This window comes from Streptomyces sp. NPDC059534, from assembly GCF_042743475.1.
Lineage (GTDB): Bacteria > Actinomycetota > Actinomycetes > Streptomycetales > Streptomycetaceae > Streptomyces.
The window spans coordinates 128,656-148,086 of the sequence record NZ_JBHWAQ010000026.1 but is presented as its reverse complement, the minus strand read 5'-3'; the positions used below and the strand labels follow the sequence as shown (position 1 = coordinate 148,086).

Sequence of the window (19,431 nt, the reverse complement as noted above, 5' to 3'; positions counted from 1 at the left end):
ACATACAACTCACCCACCACACCCACCGGCACCGGAGACAACCCCCCATCCAGCACATACACCCGCGTATTCGCCAACGGACGACCGATCGGAGGTGCTGCCGCGACCGCGGGGTCGGTGGGCTCCACGGGCCGCCACGTCGTGAAGACCGTGTTCTCCGTGGGGCCGTAGACATGGGTGAGCAGGGTGCCGGGGTGCCGCTCCGCCATCTGCCGCATGGCCTGCGCCGAAGGGGCCTCCCCGCCGGTCCATATGTGCCGCAGCGCGCCGAGAGCCGGACTGTCCTCCATGACGAGGGAGTTGAACAGGGCCGTGGTGATGAACGCACTCGTCACACCGTGCCGGGCGACGGTGCCTTCGAGGCTCACGGTCGCGGAGTCGCCGTGCGGGGCGACCACCACCGTGCCGCCGTTGAGGAGGGGCACCCAGATCTCGAAGGTGGAGGCGTCGAAGGAGTGCGGCGAATGGGCCAGGACACGGGTATGGGTACCGTCCTGCCAGCAGGGGTCGGCAGCCAGGGCGACGATGTTGCGGTGGGTCACCGCGACCCCCTTCGGCCGCCCCGTGGAGCCGGAGGTGTACATCACGTACGCCGTGTCCTCGACCTGGGGCTCGGGGAAGCCTTCGGCAGGGGCCGCCGGGGTGCGGTCGGCCTCGGAGACCGTCAGCACGGGAAGGTCCGGGTACGCGGCGGCCAGGGTGGTCGCACGCTCGCGCGTGGAGGCGTCGGTGACGATCAGACAGGGCCTGGTCTCGTCGAGGATCGCGCGTATCCGGACGTCGGGGCTGCGCAGCTCCAGCGGCACGTAGGCCGCACCGTTCCTGAGGACGGCCAGGAGCACGGCGACCAGATCCGCCGAGCGCTCCGTCATCACGGCCACCACGCGCCCGCCGGCCGCCCCGTGCCGTCGCAGGGCCTCGGCGACACGGCCGGAGCGGGCGTCCAGTTCCGCGTAGCTCAGCCGGGTGTCCTCGAAGAGCACGGCGGTGGCCTCGGGTGTGGCGGACGCCTGCTCGCGGAACCGCCGGGGGACCGACACCGCGGGCACCGGACGGTCGGCGCCCCTTCCCCGCGCGAGGATCTCACCGCGCTCGGTGCCGCCGAGCAGATCCAGGCTTCCCAGCGGACGGTCGGAGTCGGCCGCCGCCCGGCTCAGGAAGTTCTCGTAGGCATGGGCGATACGTTCGGCGGTGGCGCGGTCGAAGAGGTCCTCGGCGAACACCAGCCGCCCCTCGAGCCCCAGGGAGGTCTCGGCGACGTCGAAGAGCAGGTCGAATTCGGTCGACGGGGCTCTGTCGTCGTCCAGCATCCGCATGCTGAGACCGGGCAGGTCCACCCTGGCCGCGGCGTTGTTCTGGAGACTGAGCATGATCTGGAAAAGGGGGTGGCGGCCAGGCAGCCGCACCGGATTGACCACTTCCACAACGCGCTCGAAGGGCAGGTCCTGATGTTCGAGGGCGGAGAGCACCCGAGCGCGCGCCTGCTCCACCAGCGCGCCGAACGACGGGTCCCCCGAGGTGTCGGTGCGCACCACGACGGTGTTGACGAAGCAGCCGACGAGGTGTTCGAGATCCGCGTCCGTGCGACCGGCGACGGGGCTGCCCACCACGATGTCGGATCCGGCGCCGAGCCTGCTCAGCAGCCCCGCGAGTCCGGCATGCAGCACCATGAAGAGACTTGCCCCCTTGTCCCGGGCGAGTTCCTTCAGTTTCCGGAGATCGGACGGGCCCAGGCGCACGGGAACCGCGTCGGCCCGGCCTGAGGCGGTGGCCGGGCGAGAACGGTCACGCGGCAGGTCCAGTTCACCGGGAGCCCCGGCGAGCATCCGCCGCCAGTGTCCGAGCTGCTCCGTGAGGAGATCGCCTTCCTCGTCGCCGGAGTCCAGCAGCCCACGCTGCCACAGAGTGAAGTCGCGGTACTGCACCGGGAGTTCCTCCCACCGCGGAGCACTCCTCTCCGCACGGGCACGGTACGCCTCGGACAGATCGTGGAGGAAAGGCGCCACCGACCATCCGTCGAACGCGATATGGGGCACGACGGAGACCAGCACGTGAGTGCTCGCGTCCAGGGCGAGCAGAACCGCACGCAGGGGAAGGTCCCGGGACAGGACGAAGGGCTGCTCCACCACCTCCGCCACGGCCTGGGCGACACCGTCCTCCATGACCTCGCGCACCGGCAACTCCAGCCGTGCCGCGGCGGTCGGGACGTCGAGGATCACCTGTTGCGGTCCCGAGTCCGTCACGGAGAACAACGTCCGCAGGATCTCGTGCCGCGCCACCACGTCCCGCAGGGCCGCGTGCAGTGCCTCCACGTCCAGCACGCCGGTCAGACGCATGACGACAGAGGTGTTGGCGGTTTCGTCTCCGCCGCTCATCTGGTCCTGGAACCAGAAACGCAGCTGCGAAAAGGACATAGGGATCATGGCGGTGCGGTCCTCCGGGCTAGGCGAACGTCTGGCGAAGGAATTCCACGTGCCGCAGACCGGCCAGAACGGTCTGCGGGTCCACTCCGAAGTCGATGAGGCAGGCGATTTCGTCGACCCCGACCGAGGCGAGCCGTTCGACCAGGGCCCGCGCGTCACCCGGGGTCCCGAAGAGCCCTCGCTCGTAGAAGTAGGTGTCGAACGACTGGGAGACGAGGAAGTCGATGTCCTCCTCCTCCAGCAGGTCGACGTCGAACTCCGGGTCGTTCTCCCGCAACGACCGGGTGACGAGGTGCAGGGAACTCCTGAGGTAGTCGCGCAGGGGCGCGTGTACCGTCGCCCTCACCTCCTCCGCGCTCTCGCCGAGGAAGGTGTGCAGCATGAGGACGACGTGGCCGTCCCAACCGTCGTGTTCCTCCCGGCAGATCCGGCGGTACTCGGCGATGTTGGCGGCGAGGCCGTCGACGTCCTGGTGCAGCAGATGGGTGAGCACCCCGGCGCGGGCCGCGGCGGCGGCACGGAAGGTGTCCGTCTCGCCGGCGCTGGTGATCCAGACCGGCAGTTCCTTCTGCACGGGAGGCGGGAAGGCGCGCACCTTCGCCGGCATCCCGGCGCCGTCGAGCACCTCGCACTCCGCTCCGCGCCACAGGGACCTGACCTGTTCGACGTGGTCGATCAGGACGCGCTTGCGGTCCTCGTACCTGGTGCCGCTCAGGGCGAAGTCGACCGGGTGCCATCCGGAGGCGAAGGAGACGCCGACACGCCCCGCGGACAGGTTGTCGACGACCGACCACTCCTCGGCGATCCGGAGGGGATGGTGCAGGGGGGCCACCACGCTGCCGGCCCTGATGTGGATGTTCTCGGTGGCCACGGCGAGGGCCGCGCCGGTGACGGCCGGATTCGGATAGAGACCGCCGAACGCGTGGAAGTGACGTTCCGGAGTCCACACGGCGCGCCATCCGTGCCGGTCGGCGAATCGAGCGCCCTCCAGGAGGAGTTCGTACCGTCCGGCGCCACCCTCCGGGGTGCTGTCGTCTGCGAAGTAGAAAAGACTGAATTCCACGGGGGCTTCCTCTCGTCCTGTCCATCTCGATGCGCCGCGCTCACCCCTGGCGGCGCACCCTGGGTCTCGCCTTCGGGGCGGTGGAGAGCCGGACCGCCAGATCGGTCACCCGAGGCGCGTCGAAGACGGCTCCGACCGACAGTTCCACGCCGAATTCCGCTCGGATACGGCTGACAAGGCGCGTCACCAGCAACGAATGGCCCCCCAGGTCGAAGAAGCTGTCGTCGACGCCGACCTCCTCGAGATCCAGCAGTTCTGCGTACATCCGGCACAGGGCGACCTCCTGCGGCTTGCGTCCCGCACGCCTCGCCCCGCCTCGCACGGGCTCCGGGGCCGGCAGGGCGGCCCGGTCGACCTTGCCGTGCGGAGTCAGCGGGAGGGCATCGAGCACGACGAAGTCGGAGGGCACCATGAACGCGGGCAGGAACGAGGCGGCATGCCGCAGCAGGGACTCCCTGAGAAGCTCGCCGTCGAACGGCTGGAACGGAATGTTGACGTACCGTTCCGGACGGCGGTTCGGAAGCGGTGACGACGGCGCGTGCGCGGCGACGTTCAGCTCCACGTCGAAGCAGTACGGGCCGGAGCCGTCCGACCAGCGCAACGCCACGGTCCGGCCCAGAAGTTCGCCCAGCCGGACGAAGTCCTGCGGGTCCATGCCGCCGTCGATCCGGGCGCCACGTGACGCGTGAAGGTCCTCGCTCAGACGGCCGTTGGGTATGCCTGTCACCCGCAGACGCGTCGAGCCCGCTGCGCGTACCTCCTCGCGGAGGCCGTCGAGCGTCCGGCCGCCCTCACTCCACGCCAGCTCGATCACGGGCCCGTCATGGACGAGCCCGGTGCCCAGGACGACGTCGTAGCGGTAGCGGCTCAGCTCGTTGTCATGGGTCGCCTCCTTCAGACGCGCGTCATAGGAGGTGAACGAGGAGGAGGCGGCGACGAACGCCGGGAAGAAGTCCGGATCCACCAGGAGTTCCTGCTCCCTGGCCTGGCTGCGGGCGGTCTCCCGGCGATGCTCCTCACTGTGGGGCACGGCGGTGGATCTGCGCCCGGTGACCGCCCCGTGGAAGCAGTCGAGGAGTCTGAGATTGCGCAGGTCCCCGAGGAACACGGATCCTCCGGGGGCGAGCGCCGCCGCCGACTGCGTCAGCACACGGGCGAGGTGGTCGCCGCTGGGAAGGTACTGGGCCACGGAGTTGATGACGACGACATCGAAGTGGGCTTCGGGAATGGCGGTCATGTCATGGGCCGGCTGCTGCCGCAGAGTGACCCGCCCGGCGAGCTCCGGGCGTCCCGCGACCTCGCGCCGCAGGCCGTCGATCACCTCGGCGGAGAGGTCGAGACCCCAGTACGTCTCGACCTCGGAGGCGAGGTGTGACAGCAGAAGCCCGTTTCCGACGCCCAGTTCCAGCACGCGTCGGGGTGTGAGGGCCTTGATCCTGCGCACGGTCTCCGCGCGCCAGTCACGCATCTGCGCCACGGGTATCGGACGATCGTCGTAGCTACTGCGCCAGCCGCTGAAGTCCTCACCGAACTCGGCCGGTTCCCGTCGGGTGTGGACGGAGTCGTGGATCCGGCGCCAGGCGTCGATGGTCTCGTCGTCGGTCGCGCGGCCGGAGGTCTCCGGGACCACGTAGGACACGAGCCGACGGTCGCCGCCGTCACCGCGTACGGTCACCGCCGCCTGGGATATCCGCGGGTGACCGGTGAGCACGGCCTCGACCTCTCCCGGCTCGATCCGGTAGCCCCGCACCTTCGTCTGTTCGTCGGCTCGGCCGACGAACTCCAGTTCGCCGTCGTTGTTCCGCCGGACCAGGTCGCCTGTGCGGTACATCCTGGTACCGGGAGGGCCGTAGAGGTCGGCGGTGAAGCGTTCGGCGGTGATCGCGGGTCGGTTCAGGTACCCGCGCGCCACACCCGCGCCGGCGACGTACAACTCTCCGACCACGCCGGGCGGAACGTGCCGCAGGCGCTCGTCGAGGACGTACAGGCGCGTGCCGCGGACAGGCCGCCCGATCGGGGGCGTACCGCCCCCGGCGAGTGGTCCGCTCATGCTCGCGCAGACCGTGGTCTCCGTCGGCCCGTAGGCGTTGATGAGGGTACGGCCCCTCGACCAGCGCCGTACCTGTTCCGCCGGCAGCGCCTCACCCGCGACGACGAGTGTTCCGGCCGACGCCAGGGCGTCGGGCGACAGCACGCTCAGCACGGCGGGAGGCAGGGTGAGGTGGGTGACGCGCCACTCGTCGACGAGGTCGCGGAGTTCCGGTCCGGGCCGCAGCCTGGCGGCCGGAGCCATCACCAGCGTGGCGCCCGCGGACAGCGTCATGGCCACCTCCCAGAAGAAGGCGTCGAAGCTCGGGGAGGCGAACTGGAGCACCCTGGACGACGGCGTCACCCCCAGCGTTCGCGTCTGGTGGGCCGCGAGATTGGCGAGGCCGGAGTGCGGCACCACCACGCCCTTGGGGCGACCGGTGGATCCCGACGTGTAGACGACATACGCGGCCCCGTCGCGCCCGCGGGACCCGGACCGTCCCGCGTGCGCCGGATTCGACGCGCAGGCACCACGCAGTTCCGCCCGCGTCTCGGCTCCGTCCAGGCACAGTTGGGGCAGTCCTGCCGTCGCCCCGGCTTCGGGCGTGCTGCCCGTCGTGGTCAGAAGGAGCACGGGCCGGGCGTCGCCGAGCACATAGGCGATCCGTTCGGCGGGGTACTCGGGGTCGACCGGCAGGTAGGCGGCGCCGGTCTTCATGACGGCCAGCACCGCCGTCAGCAGCTCCACCGACCTGACCGCCGCGCCGGCGACGATCGTCTCCGGACCGACGCCGCGCGCGGCCAGGACGTGAGCCAGCCGGTTCGCATCGGCGTTCAGGTCCGCGTACGAGACCGCCTGCTCTTCGAAGACGACCGCCACAGCCTCCGGGGTCTGCCGCGCACACTGCTCGAACAGGTCCACCAGCGTGGGTGCCGGTTCGGCGCCGTCCGCGTCCCCCTCCGCGAGGAGTACCGCCTCCTCCCCGTCGAGCAGGACGTCGTAGCTCTCGACGGGCCGCTCGGGGTCGGCCACCGCGGTGCGCAGGACACGCAGGAGACGGTCGAGCAGGGCCTTCGCCGTACCGGGCCGGAACCGGTCCGCGGAGTATTCGAGGAATCCCCTCAGCTCTCCTGGCCGGCCACCCTCGTCCACCGTCTCGGTGACCGACAGAGAGAGGTCCGCCTTCGCCGTTCCCGTGACGACCTGTTCCGGCCGGGTCGCGGCTCCGTCGAACTCCCACACGGCCTCGGCGTTGTTCTGGAACGCCAGCAGGACCTGGAAGAGCGGTTGCCGGGTGGCCGCGCGCTCGGGGTTCAGTTCCTCGACCAGCCGATCGAACGGCAGGTCCCCGTGTTCGGTCGCCTCCAGGGCGGATTCCCGTACCCGGCCGAGCAGTTCCCCGAAGCCGGGATCGCCTGAGGTGTCGGTCCTCAGCACGAGCGTGTTGACGAAGAATCCGATCAGGTCGTCAAGGGCGGGATCGTCCCGGCCGGCGCTCACCACCCCGATCGGAATGTCGTGTCCCGCGCCGAGTCTGGTCAGCAGAGCGGCGAGCGCGGCGTGCACCACCATGAAGAGCGTGCAGCCGTGGTCCTGTGCCAACTCACGCAGTGCGCGGTGCAGTCGCGGGTCCCACGCGAAGGAGACGCGGCCGCCATGACCGCTCGGTTCGCCGGACGGTGTCAGGTCCGTGGGCAGCGCGAGCACGTCCGGCATGCCGTCGAGGGCCTTGATCCAATGATCGAGCTGCTTGCCGAGCAGACTGCCGGGTTCGCCCGCCCGCCCGAGCAGCTCGTGCTGCCACAGGGTGTAGTCCGCGTACTGAACGGGAAGTTCCGGCCAGTCCGGGAGTGCTCCCGCCCGGCGCGCCCGGTAGGCGGTCGCCAGGTCGCTCGCCAGCGGCCGCAGAGACCAGCCGTCGCTGGCGATGTGGTGCATGACGAGGAGCAGCACGTGCTCCTCGGGTCCGATCCGGAACAGCGCGCAGCGGAAGGGCGGTCGGGTGGCGAGGTCGAAGGGGGCCAGGACCGCCCCGGTGAGCACGGTCGGCAGTTCCTCCTCCGTGACGTCCCGAACCGGCAGGTCCGGGTGTGCCGCTTCGGGGTCGAGAACGTGCTGGTGGGGTTCGCCGCCGCGGTCCGGGAACACGGTACGCAGCGACTCGTGACGCGCGACGACGTCACCGACGGCGGACGACAGCGCCGCGGCGTCCATCGGCCCGGAAAGCCGCAGGGCCACGTGCTCGTTGTAGCGTGCGCTGTGTGCCGCCTGACGGTCGACGAACCACACGCGGCGTTGGGCCGGGGACAGGGGAAGCGTGGCCGGGCGGGCCCGGCGCGTCAGCCGCGGCCGGCCGGCGGACTCCGTGACGATCTTCGCGACGAGGCCCGCCGGGGTCGGCGTCCGGAACACGTCGCGGACCGTGAGGTCGGCGTCGAGTTCCGCGCGGACCGCGGCGACGAGCCGCATCGCCAGCAGCGAGTGGGCGCCCATGTCGAAGAAGTCGGTGTCCATGCCGACCCGCTCCACCCCGAGCAGCCGGGCGAAGATCCGGCAGAGCGACTCCTCCGTCGCGGTCCGTGGCGCACGACCGGTCTTCCCCGCGGCCGCGCGGTCCGGGGCGGGGAGAGCCGCACGGTCGGTCTTCCCGTTCGGCGTCAGGGGCAGGGAGTCCAGGACGACCACCGACGCGGGCACCATGTACCGCGGCAGGTGCGCCGCGCAGTGAGCGCGCAGCTCCCCGGCGTCGGGTGTGCGGGCCGGGGCCCCGGTGACGTAGGCGACCAGACGGCTGTCTCCCGGCTGGTCCTCGTGCGGCACCACCACCGCACGGGAGACCGCCGGATGGCCGGTGAGCACCTCTTCGATCTCACCCGGCTCCACCCTGTGGCCACGCAGCTTCACCTGGCCGTCGGCGCGCCCCAGGTACTCCAGCGTGCCGTCCGGCAGTCGTCGCACCCGGTCCCCCGACCGGTACATGCGCGTGCCCGCCGCTCCGAACGGATCGGCCACGAAACGCTCGGCCGTCGGCCCGCGGAGGTCGGCGTATCCGCGGGCGACGCCCCCACCGGCGAGGTACAGGTCACCCGCTTCGCCGCTCTCGACCGGTCGCAGCGCTCCGTCGAGGACGTAGGTCCGGACGCCGGGAAGCGCCGATCCGATATGGGGACCACGGTCGCTCGATATCCGCGTGGCCGTGGCGTCCACGGTGCATTCGGTCGGGCCGTAGAGATTGAACGCCGTCACCCGGCCCTGCTCGGAGAGGCGCGCCAGGTCCTGCCACATGGCTGGGGGGACCGGCTCGCCACCGAGCCACAGACGCAGGTGTGCCTCGCCGTCACCCTCACGGACGGCGTGCGGGCGCAGTTGTTCCCAGTGCGAGGGGGTGGCGTCGATCTCGGTCGCCTCGCAGACCCGGAGGAACGAGGCGAACAGGGCCGGGTCGGCGCGCTCTTCTTCGGTGGGCAGCAGCAGGGTGTCGCCGCGGCAGACCCTCGGCCACTGCTGAAGTGAGGCATCGAACCCGAGGCTCGCGTTCCACACGACACGGGCCGGGGCGGGGTCGTACAGTCCGCTCTCCTCCAGGGCGCTCAGGAAGTGCTCGACGTTGCCCCGGGTGACGACGACGCCTCGGGGACGCCCGGTCGTACCGGAGGTGTGGATGACGTACGCCTCGGACTCCGGCCGGGTGGCGATCCGCGGCGCTGCCACGTCGCCACTGCCACTGCCACTGCCGAGAACCGTCGCGAGCGCCAGGTGAGGAATGCCGTCCCCGAAGTCCGTGTCGCCCGGGCCGGGAACCAACACGACGCGTACGCCCGCCTCGTCGGCCAACGAGAGGCGGCGCCTGTCCGGGTGGGAGGGGTCCATGGGCACATAGGCCGCGCCGGTCCGCCAGACCGCGAGCATCGCGGCGACGAGATCCGCGCAGCGCGGAAGGCACACTCCCACCCTTGCGCCGGGGGCCGCGACGTGAACCGAGAGCGCTGCCGCGATACGGCTCGCGCGCTCGTCCAGTTCCCGAAAGGTGACAGAACCCCGGGAAGTCCGGACGGCGACCCGCCCCGGGTGTTCGGCAACCACCCTTTCGAAGCGCTTGACGGCATCGAACATGTCAGGCTCCATCCCCCTGTGCCTGTAGCCGCTGCTACTTCCGTATGCTCGCGGGTCGCATGTCGGTCCACGAGTCCTCGACATACCGGAGGCACCCGGCCCGATCCTGCGGCCCGTGGGCGACGTCCCATCCGTCGGGAACTGGGATTTCCGCAGGCCAGAGCGAGTGCTGTTCCTCTGCGTTGACGAGCACAAGGAAACGCCCGCCCTCGTCCTCAAAGGGGTTCGACATCCGTTCAGTCCCCGCTTTCCCCGCCTCACAAGTACGCCCGCTTGAACGCCTACCGGATATTAGGCGGGCCGTGAATTCTTGGCAGTGTTCAACGAAACCTGTCACGGTGACTCGCGCACCGGTGACCGTGTCGGGCGCCCGTGCGGCCGGCCGCCTCACGAGAGGATCCCTGACGGCATGACGCAAGGGCACGGCGTCACCACTTCCCCGAAGCGCAACGGCGGGCCGTGGTCCCATCAGGGTTTCCGCCTCCTGCTGATCGGCGAGACGACCAGCAAACTCGGGACCAACGTGACCTCGGTCCTGCTGCCCCTGGTGGCCATCAGCACGCTGGACGCGTCTCCGCTGGTGATCGGTGTGCTGACCGCAGCGCCCTGGCTGCCGTGGCTCGTGATCGGGCTGCCGGCCGGCGCGTGGGTCGACCGGCTTCCCCGCCGGGCCGTCATGCTGTGCTGCAACGTGGTGTCGGCGACGTTGCTGGCCACCGTGCCGGCGGCGGCCTGGACCGGGCTGCTGAGCACCTGGCAACTGCTCGCCGTGGCGCTGGTGAACGGCGTCTGCTCCGTCTTCTTCTCCACCGCCTGCTCCGCCTACCTGCCGTCCCTGATCGACAAAGCCGATCTCATGGAAGGCAACGCGAAGCTTCAGGGCGCGGAGCAGGCCGCCCGGGTCGCCGGGCCCGGTGCCGGCGGGCTCCTCGCCCAGGCCCTGGGCAGTGCCACCGGTCTCCTCGTGGACGTGCTCTCGTTCCTCGTCTCGTCGCTGTGCCTTCTCCTGGTCCGCGACGCCGAACCCCGCCCGGCCCGGCGGGTGGACGGCACCCTGTGGCGTGACATGGCCGACGGTCTGCGCATCGTCACGAGGGACCCCTACGTCCGTACCCTCACGCTGTTCGGCGCGGCCTTGAATCTGGCACTGGCCGGCTACCAGGCGGTGCTGCTCCTCTTCCTCGTGCGGACCGTGGAGGCCGACCCCGGCCTGATCGGACTGCTCATCTCCTGCGGGGGCGTGGGCGGCATCCTGGGCGGGCTGGTGAGCTCGCACATACCCCGTCGCCTCGGCACGGCTCGCGGGCTGATCACCGTCCAGCTCGTCACCGCGCCCTTCGCGCTGCTCATCCCGCTGGCGGGTCAGGGACCGCGGCTGGCTCTCTTCGTCGTGGGCTCCACCGTCATGACGGCGGGTATCGTCGCCTCGAACGTGATCATCGTCAGCTTCCGCCAGTCCTACTGCCCGCCCGAGATGCTCGGCCGCGTCACGTCGAGTGCCCTGTTCGTCAACTTCGGCACCATCCCCGTGGGCGCTCTGGTCGGCAGCACCCTGGCCACCGTCCTGGGACTCCGGCCGACGATGTGGGTGCTCTGCACCGGGATCTGCGCCACGAGCGGGCTCCTGCTGGCAGGGCCGCTGCGGCGTATGCGGGACCTGCCCCGGGCCCTGGTGCCGGTCCACGACTGATCCGGTCGGTCCGGTGATCCGCCCGCCGCGACCTCCGCTCAGGCACTGTGCTCCCTGCGCCGGTCCGCCTCCTCAGCGAGCGACTGCCACTGGTCGGCACAGAACCGCGCCAGTTGGGCGACGGTGCCCATCCAGTGCTCGGGCACCGCCTCGAGCAGCTGCAGACGCTCCCCCTCGTCGATCAACGCCAGCCTCAGCTGCAGCAACGTTCGCCGGCCGTCCGAGGAGTACTTGAGTCCTGGTTCCCGGCTCATGAGCTCGAGCCGCCTGCGGACCGACTCCGCGGTGTCCCCGGGCCCGGCGGCGGGGCCGCGTTTGCGGAGGCCCTGCCCGGAGTCACGTCGGCCGTCCGGTACGGGGTCGAGACCCTGCTCCAGGCGCCGACGCACGTCGTGCGCCGTCCCGAGGGAGATCCCGCACTCGGCCGCGACTTCGCGGAGTGACGCGGCGGGCCTCTCGGCGATCATCCGGCCGGCCTTCTGCCGCCCCGACCTCGTACTGAGCGGCCGCACCCTCCCGTCGTCGCCCACACGGGTGTTCAACTGAGGAATTTCGGCAGTTGAACGCTCCCTGATCGCCCCGACCGACTTCGGGCTCAGCCCCGAGATTTTCGCGATCGACCGGTCGGACCACGACGGGCGCATGGCCATGACCCGCTCGGCGGCCGCGCGGCGTTCCGACAGCGACAGCGGCATTCCGTGCCGTACGTTCAGTGCGACCGCGAGCAGGTAGACGTCCTCGTCGTCGCCGTCGAGGTAACGGGCCTCGATGGTGCTCCAGCCCCGGATCCTGCACGCGTGGACCCGGTGGACGCCGTCGACGACCCGCATGGTCGACCGGTGGACGACGATCGGCGGAAGGTCCTCGGCGACCTCCGCCAGCGCCTGCAGGTGCCCGATGTCGTGAGGTACCTGCCGGGGTGACTCACCCAGGACCAGGGCGCTCAGGGGAATGCGCACGATCGGCGCCTCGTCGAGCGCGCTCTCGAGCAGTCCGAGGCACCCGTCGGTGTTCCGTGTGATGGCACAACCCCCCGTTCGTTCGGATGGCGGTGAAGCCTCGAGTCCCCGGGCAGGGAACACGACTTCACTCTCGGTCGGCGGACAGTTCGGATGACGGTGAACGCATGCCCGGAGCGCGGTCCACCGATGCCAGGGGCCGCCCCTCGGCCTCTGCCGAGGGGCGGCCTGAGCCACACGTGCCGTGGCCGGCACCGGGAACGCGCCTACCTCACCGGGCGGCGCCCGGTTCCTCCGACGCCAGCGCATCGAGGCTCCGCTGCACCTCGTCTTCGTCCATGGCGTCCAGCTCGGCCAGAACCGCGGCCTCCACCGCCTCCGCCAGCAGCCGCAGTGTCGGCGCTTCGAAGAGCGCGCTCACCGACAGCTCGACCCCGAACACCTCCCGCATCCGTCCGACGGCGCGCAGCGCCAGCAGTGAGTGCCCGCCGAGGTGGAAGAAGTTGTCCTCCGCGCCGACACGGTCCGTCTTGAGATGCTCGGCCCAGATCCGGGCGAGGGTGCGCTCGGTCTCGGAGGCCGGTTCGACATAGGGCGCCCGGGTAGCGGTCCCGGTGGCCGGGCCCGCGGCGGGTGCCGGACCGCCTTGGTCCCCGGTCCATCGCGAAGCCAGCTCCGAGGCCAGCCTCGCCACCGCCACGTCCTGCGCGGACCCTTCGGCCAGCCGTTCCAGCACGGCCTCGAACGCTCCGGCGAAGCCCCGCGCCGACGACTCGTCGAAGACGTCCCGGTCGTACGTCAGCTCGCCCGCCAGACCGTCCGGGCCGAGCCGCAGCGAGAGGGCGAGATCGTACTTGGCGGTCCGGATCTCCGGAAGGACCGGGCGGGCGGTCAGCTCGCCCATCGTGCCGCTCTGCTCGTCCTGGCTGTCGAAGTCGAACAGCACCTGGAACCAGGGATGTCGGGAGTCGGGGCGCGCCGGTTCCAGCCTGCCGATCAGTTCGTCGAAGGGGACCTCCGCGTGGGCGTACGCCTGCAGCATCGTCTCCCGGGTACGGCCCAGGGCCTCACGGAAGGACGGCCGCCCGGACAGATCACCGGCGATGACCGACAGGTTCAACAGGAAGCCGACCAGGTCGTCGGTCTCAGGAAGGCCGCGGGAGGCGACGGTGGTACCCACCACGACCGATTCCTGTCCACCGGCCGCGCTGTGCAGGACCACCTGCCAGGCCGTCAGCAGCACCATGGCGGGCGTCGCACGCTCGTCCTTGGCCAGGCGCCGCAGCATCTCGGCCGAGCCGTGCGGCAGGCGCAGGTTCAGCGAGGCGCCGGCGCCGGACCGCCGTACCGGGCGAGGCCGGTCCAGCGGCAGCCGCAGCTCGGCCGCGTTCGCGAGGGCCTCACGCCAGTACTCCACCTCGGGCTCCAGCCTTCCGCCGGAGAGGCGGGCGCGCTGGGAGGCCATGTGGTCGAGCAGCTGCACGGTGAGTGCCGGGAGAGCGGCGGGGGCTCCGCCGGCCCGCTCCGCGTAGAAGGCGGCGAGGTCGCGCAGCATGATCCGGCAGGACCAGGCGTCGGACGCGATGTGGTGCGTCGTCAGACAGAGGAGGTGATGCTCGGGTCCGACGCCGATCAGGTCACCGCGCAGCAGCGGTCCCGTCGTCAGGTCGAACGGCCGGGCGACCAGCTCGTCCACCAGTCGCCGGGCCTCCTGCGGAGAGGCGGCGCTGTGCCTGCCGAGCGGGGCCTGGACGCTGCCGACCGGCCGCGCCAGGGCCATGGGCACCCCGTCCCGTTCGAGGAACCGAAGTCGCAGTGCCTCGTGCCGGTCCAGCAGCCGGTCCAGCGCCCAGCTCATCGCCTCGGGGTCGAGCGGCCCCTCCAGCTCCACGACCAGCGGCACCACCTGCTCGGCGGTGCCCGGACGCAGCCGCTCCAGCATCCACATCCCCGCTGCCGCCGGGGTGAGCGGCTGGGGCTGGTTCCGGTCCACGGCCGGCACCGCGTCCTGATGCGCGGTACCGCCGGCACCCGTCGCGGCGGACGCCGCCGGGCGCATCGCCGCGGCCAGCAGCGACTGGCCCATGGCGGCGGTGAACTCCGCGAGCGTCGCCTTCCGCAGCAGATCCCGCAGCAGCGAGTCGGTGGGAAGCTGCGGGAACAGTTCCCGGATGCGCGCCACCAGCCGCACCGCCAGCAGCGAGTGGCCGCCGAGGGCGAAGAAGTCGTCGTGCGGACCCACCTCCGACAGGCCCAGCACGTCGGCCCATACGTCCGCGACCGCCTGTTCGACGGGACTGAGCGGTGCGGTGCGGTCGGCCGGTCGGGGCTGGGGCCGGGTGCCGGCGCCCGTGGAGCGGATCCGGTCGCCCGCCCCGGGCTCCGGCAGTGCGGCCCGGTCCAGCTTGCCGTTGCCGGTGAGCGGCAGCTCCTCCAGCAGCACGATGTCGGACGGCACGAGGTAGTCCGGCAGCCGGTCGGCCAGGTGGGCGTGCAGGTCGGCGGCGGTCACTCCGCTGCCGGGCGCGGTGACCGGGTACGCGACCAGGCCCATGTCCCCCGGCGCCCGCACTCTGGCGACCACGGCCGCCGCGGTGACGCCGGGATGGGTCCGCAGGACCGTCTCGACCTCACCGGGTTCGACCCGGTAGCCGCGGATCTTCACCTGCTCGTCGATCCGCCCGAGGTACTCCAGGAGCCCGTCCGGGCGGAACCGTGCGAGGTCACCGGTGCGGTACAGCCGCTCACCGGGCACGAACGGATCCGGGACGAATCGCTCGGCGGTGACCCGCGGGTTGCCGAGATAGCCCCGGGCCAGGCATGCGCCGCCGATGTACAGTTCGCCGACGGTGCCCGTCCCCAGGGACGTGCCGTCCTGGTCCAGCACGTACATCCGCGTGTTGGACATGGGCCTGCCGATCGCCACCACACCGTCCGGATGCGGACCGAAGGGCACCTGGTACGCGGCGCAGCCCACCACCGTCTCGGTCGGTCCGTAGTGGTTGAGCACCTGTCCGTCGGGGCAGCGCCGCCGCCAGCGGGCGACCAGATCCGTCGTGAGCTGCTCGCCGCCGACGGCGGCCAGACGCACGTCCGGCGAGATCTCCGGAGGGAGCTGCGCGTCGATCGCGTCCAGCAGCGAGGGCGTGACCTTCAGCAGACCGTAGCTTTCACCGGAGGCGAGGGCCTCGCCGTATGCCGCCAGTTCCCCGCCCTCCGGCAGGAGCCGGACACAACCACCGGCGACCAGCGGCAGCAACAACCCGGTGAGCACCAGGTCGAAGGCGAGCGACGTGCCCACCAGGGAACCGCGTCGGTCCGGATCCGGGTCGTTCAGGATGTCGAGGTGCTCGTGGAGCAGGTAGTTGGCGAGGCCACGGTGGGTGATCGCGACGCCCTTGGGGCGCCCGGTCGACCCGGAGGTGAAGATGACGTAGGCGAGGTTGTCGGCGCTCACGCACGGCTGTGGATCGGTGTCGGAGCAGGTGACGGCCTCGGCCTCCAGCTCGCCGAGCACGTGGACCGGCACGGTGAGGTCCGGCAGGGACGCGCGGTGCGCCTCGCCGGCCAGCACGAACCTCAGCGGCGCATCCTGGAGCATGACCTCCAGGCGGGCGGCCGGCTGGCGCGGGTCCAGCGGCACGTAGGCGGCGCCTGCCTTGAGTACGGCGAGCAGCGCCACCATGCCTTCGACACCCCGCTCGACGCAGAGGCCGACGAGGGTCTCCGGGCCTGCCCCCAGGGCACGCAGCCGCTGGGCCAACCGGTTGGTCCGCGCGTTGAGGGTCGCGTAGTCCAGTTCCTCGTCGCCCTCACGGACCGCGGGCCGGCCCGGGGTGCGGCGGGCCCACTCCTCGAAGGCGCCGAGGAAGGTGACCGGCAGCTCGTCCCGGTCCATGCCTCCGCGCTCGGCGAACACGATCTGCCGTTCCCGCTCTCCGAGCAGGGTCAGGGCGTGCAGGGGGGTGTCCGGGTGGTCGGCCAGCTCGCGCAGCGTCGCCTCGAACCGCTCCTGGAGGATGCGCACCGTGGAGGTGCCGAGAAGCTCCGACCGGTACTTCCATACCGCACCGTATTCGGTACCGCGGCGCCCCAGGCTCACGGTGAGGTCGAGCCCCGACTTCTCGGCGAACAGCTGCCGGTAGGAGACCTCCAGACCGGGGAACTCCGGTTCGGCGAAAGCGGTGTTGTCCAGCTGGAGCATCACCTGCACCAGCGGCTGACGACCGGGCTCCCGTTCCGGCCGGACCGCCTCCACGAGGGACTCGAAGGGGATTCCCCCGTGGGAGAGGTCGTCCAGCGCTCCGTCGCGAACCCGGCGGAGCAGTGCACGGAAGCTCTCGTCCGGGGAGATCTCCACCCGCATCGGCAGGGTGTTGATGAACACGCCGATCAGGTGCTCCGTGTCCGGCAGGTCCCGGCCCGCGACCGGTGAGCCGATGACCAGGTCCCGCTGCCCCGAGCCACGCCACAGGGTCACGGCGAACGCGGCCAGGAGGGCCATGTACGTCGACGAGCCCTCGGCCTTCCCCAGGAGCTCCAGCCGGTCGACCGTGTCGACCGGGACAGTGGTGAAGGAGGTGTCGGAGGCCAGGCCGCTGTCCTCCGCGGGCACGTGGTCGAAGGGCAGCCGTACCGGCGGGACCTCGCCCGCCAGTCGCGCCCGCCAGTGGGCGAGTCCCCGCTCGGCCCCGCCTTCCGACAGCTGCGCCCGCTGGGCCAGGGCGAAGTCCGCGTACTGCAGGGGAAGCGGAGGAAGCGAGTCGGGCTCCCCGGTCCGCCGCGCCCGGTACAGGGCGGAGAGATCCCGGTTGAGCACTCCCTCGGACCACCCGTCGGCCGCGCAGTGGTGCATGCGCAGCACCAGGTGGTGGGAGTGTCCACCGCTGCGCAGCAGCGTCCAGTCGACCGGCGGCTCGGCCGCGAGGTCCTGCTTGTACCGGAGCCGGCCCTGGGCGAACTCCTCCACGGCCGCCTCGGCGCCCTCCGCGGGTATGTCGACGACGGGAAGCGGAACCTCCCCGGCCGGCAGGACCCGCTGCGCCAGCCCTTCACCCTCCGGCACGATGACGGTGCGGAGCACCTCGTGACGGGTGGTCAGGTCGGTGACGGCCCCCCGGAGCGCGGGGAGGTCGAGTTCCCCGCGCAGGCCGATGACGAAGACCGTCGTCTCGGCCGAGGATTCGGAGTCCATCTGTTCGGACAGCCACATCCGTTGCTGTCCGAAGCTGACGGGGAGCACCTCGGGCCGTTCGCGGACCGCGGCCCGCTCGGCGACGGCGCGCCCGAGCAGGGCCCTCTCGAAGGCGATGCGTTCCGGGCTCGGTCCGTTGGTTCGGGTGTCAGCCATGGTGTCCACTCCCCCGCGCCTCGCCGTCGGCGAGCGCGGCGCGCGTCGTCTCGATGTGCGCTGCCAGCGACCGCAGTTCGGGGTGCTCGTACACGGCCGTCACCCGGATGCTCAGACCGAGTTCCTGCTTCAGCCGGGCGACCAGCTTGATCGCGAGCAGGGAATGACCGCCGAGCCGGAAGAAGCTGTCGGTCGGGCGGATGCGGACCGAGCCCAGTACCTCCGACCAGACCTGCGCGATCAGCTGCTCGACCGGGCCCCGGAGCTGGTCCTCGGACGCCGGTACGTCCTCCACGGCCTCGGCCGGGGCGTCCGGCCGGGGCAACGCGGCCCGGTCGAGCTTGCCGTTCGCCGTGAGCGGGAACTTCTCCAGCGTCACGAGAGCGGCCGGCACCATGTAGCCGGGCAGGGACTCCTCGCAGGCCGCCCGCCACCGCTGCGGGGCGTCGGCCCCCACCTCGGCGCGCACCTTGCAGTATCCGACCAGGCCCGCGCCACCGGGGAGGTCGTCGCGCAGCACGACCACTGCCTCGGCGACCTCGGGCTGTCGCGTCAGGACCGCGGCGATCTCCCCCGGCTCGATCCGGTAGCCGCGCAGTTTCACCTGGTGGTCGGATCGGCCGAGGTACTCCAGCGACCCGTCCGCGGATCGGCGCGCCAGATCGCCGGTGCGGTAGCAGCGCGATCCGGGCGGTCCGTCCTCGTCGGGCAGGAAACGTTCCGCCGTCTGTCCGGGGCGGCCCAGGTAGCCGCGGGCGACTCCGGTACCGGCCAGGAGGATCTCCGCCCCGGGTTCACCGGCCGCGGTCCGCCCGAAGGGGTCGCCCAGCCGCAGACGGACCCCGGGCAGGGGTCCGCCGAGGTGGGGTTCGGTGGCGGGGGTGACCCAGCCCGCTGTCGCGTCGACCGTGCACTCGGTCGGTCCGTACAGGTTGACCGCGCGGGCCACCCCTGCCTCGCGCAGCTCGACCAGACGCTTCCACAGGCCGGGGCTGATCGCCTCACCGCCCACGAGAAGGGTCAGCGGTGGTTTCTCGGCACCGTCGGGCGCCGGCCAGTGGTCGAGCAGGGTGTCCAGGTGCGAGGGGGTGATGTCCAGGGCGGTCAACCGCTGGTCGGCGATCCACGTCGTCATCGCGGCCGGGTCCGCCCGCAGCGTGTCCGGCACGATCACCAGGGTGTCGCCGCGGCACAGCCGGGTCCACTGCTGCACGGAGGCGTCGAAGGCGACCGAGGCGTTCCAGCCGACCCGGCCGCCCTCGCCCTGGGAGACACCCGCCTCTTCGAGCGATCCGATCAGCGCCGTCGCCGAACCGCGGGAGATCTGTACGCCCTTGGGCTCACCCGTGGAACCGGAGGTGTAGATGACGTAGGCGAGCTGGTCCGGATGGACCGGTGCCCGGCCCGTGTCGCCGTCGGGCGCCCCGAGGAGCGCCGTTTCCGGCGTCAGCCTGGGCGGGCCGTCCGCGCCGGCGTCCGCCGCGGCGCGGTCCGCCAGCACCAGGGAAGCCCCGGATGCCTCCAGCAGCCGCCGTCGGCGCTCCGCCGGCAGCCCCGGCTCGACGGGCAGGTAGGCCGCGCCGGCCATCAGGACGCCGATCAGGGCCACCACGAGGTCCGCGCCGCGCGGCAGCGAGACCGCCACCACGTGCTCCGGGCCCAGCCCCCGGGCGCGGAGCGCGCCGGCCAGCCGCCCCGCCTCGTCGCGCAGCTGCGCGAAGGTGAGGGCACGGTCGGGACCGATGACGGCTTCACGGTCGCCCGGTACGCCGTCCAGTCTTTCCAGCAGATCCACGAAGGTCAT

The 19,431-nt window shown here is 71.6% G+C and carries 8 protein-coding genes; 1 reads left to right on the top strand and 7 read right to left on the bottom strand.

Features of this window, described 5'->3' with window-relative positions:
- From ACFVZH_RS28150 to ACFVZH_RS28135, 4 genes are all read right to left on the bottom strand, one after another.
- On the bottom strand, nucleotides 1-2,414 hold a 2,414-nt coding region (locus tag ACFVZH_RS28150; protein ID WP_384901496.1), incomplete at its 3' end, for an AMP-binding protein.
- A gap of 28 nt (nucleotides 2,415-2,442) precedes the next feature.
- Nucleotides 2,443-3,486 carry a MupA/Atu3671 family FMN-dependent luciferase-like monooxygenase gene (locus ACFVZH_RS28145; protein ID WP_384901494.1) on the bottom strand — a complete coding sequence of 348 codons (1,044 nt, stop codon included), beginning with the start codon at nucleotides 3,484-3,486 and terminating at the stop codon, nucleotides 2,443-2,445.
- A gap of 40 nt (nucleotides 3,487-3,526) precedes the next feature.
- Nucleotides 3,527-9,628 (bottom strand): amino acid adenylation domain-containing protein, encoded by a 6,102-nt coding sequence (locus ACFVZH_RS28140; protein WP_384901492.1) that lies wholly within the window; start codon nucleotides 9,626-9,628, stop codon nucleotides 3,527-3,529.
- 34 nt (nucleotides 9,629-9,662) lie between these two features.
- Nucleotides 9,663-9,860 (bottom strand): MbtH family protein, encoded by a 198-nt coding sequence (locus ACFVZH_RS28135; RefSeq protein ID WP_384901490.1) that lies wholly within the window; start codon nucleotides 9,858-9,860, stop codon nucleotides 9,663-9,665.
- Nucleotides 9,861-10,037: 177 nt separating this feature from the next.
- Here ACFVZH_RS28135 and ACFVZH_RS28130 point away from each other — a divergent pair, with 177 nt between their 5' ends.
- On the top strand, nucleotides 10,038-11,318 hold the full coding sequence (locus tag ACFVZH_RS28130) for an MFS transporter (RefSeq protein WP_384901488.1): 1,281 nt from the start codon (nucleotides 10,038-10,040) through the stop codon (nucleotides 11,316-11,318).
- 38 nt (nucleotides 11,319-11,356) lie between these two features.
- Here the strand turns inward: ACFVZH_RS28130 and ACFVZH_RS28125 are convergent, their stop codons facing one another.
- The 3 genes from ACFVZH_RS28125 to ACFVZH_RS28115 form a co-directional block, all read right to left on the bottom strand.
- Nucleotides 11,357-12,277 (bottom strand): ParB N-terminal domain-containing protein, encoded by a 921-nt coding sequence (locus ACFVZH_RS28125; protein WP_384901486.1) that lies wholly within the window; start codon nucleotides 12,275-12,277, stop codon nucleotides 11,357-11,359.
- 271 nt (nucleotides 12,278-12,548) lie between these two features.
- Complete coding sequence (locus ACFVZH_RS28120; protein WP_384901485.1) at nucleotides 12,549-17,627, bottom strand: amino acid adenylation domain-containing protein; 5,079 nt, start codon at nucleotides 17,625-17,627, stop codon at nucleotides 12,549-12,551.
- Complete coding sequence (locus ACFVZH_RS28115; RefSeq protein ID WP_384901483.1) at nucleotides 17,620-19,431, bottom strand: amino acid adenylation domain-containing protein; 1,812 nt, start codon at nucleotides 19,429-19,431, stop codon at nucleotides 17,620-17,622. Before ACFVZH_RS28115 ends, ACFVZH_RS28120 begins: the two co-directional genes overlap by 8 nt.

Coding starts and splice junctions, on each gene's coding strand:
- ACFVZH_RS28130 (WP_384901488.1), top strand. CDS start 10,038: ATGACGCAAGGGCACGGCGTCACCACTTCCCCGAAGCGCAACGGCGGG.
- ACFVZH_RS28115 (WP_384901483.1), bottom strand. CDS start 19,431: ATGACCTTCGTGGATCTGCTGGAAAGACTGGACGGCGTACCGGGCGAC.
- ACFVZH_RS28140 (WP_384901492.1), bottom strand. CDS start 9,628: ATGTTCGATGCCGTCAAGCGCTTCGAAAGGGTGGTTGCCGAACACCCG.
- ACFVZH_RS28120 (WP_384901485.1), bottom strand. CDS start 17,627: ATGGCTGACACCCGAACCAACGGACCGAGCCCGGAACGCATCGCCTTC.
- ACFVZH_RS28135 (WP_384901490.1), bottom strand. CDS start 9,860: ATGTCGAACCCCTTTGAGGACGAGGGCGGGCGTTTCCTTGTGCTCGTC.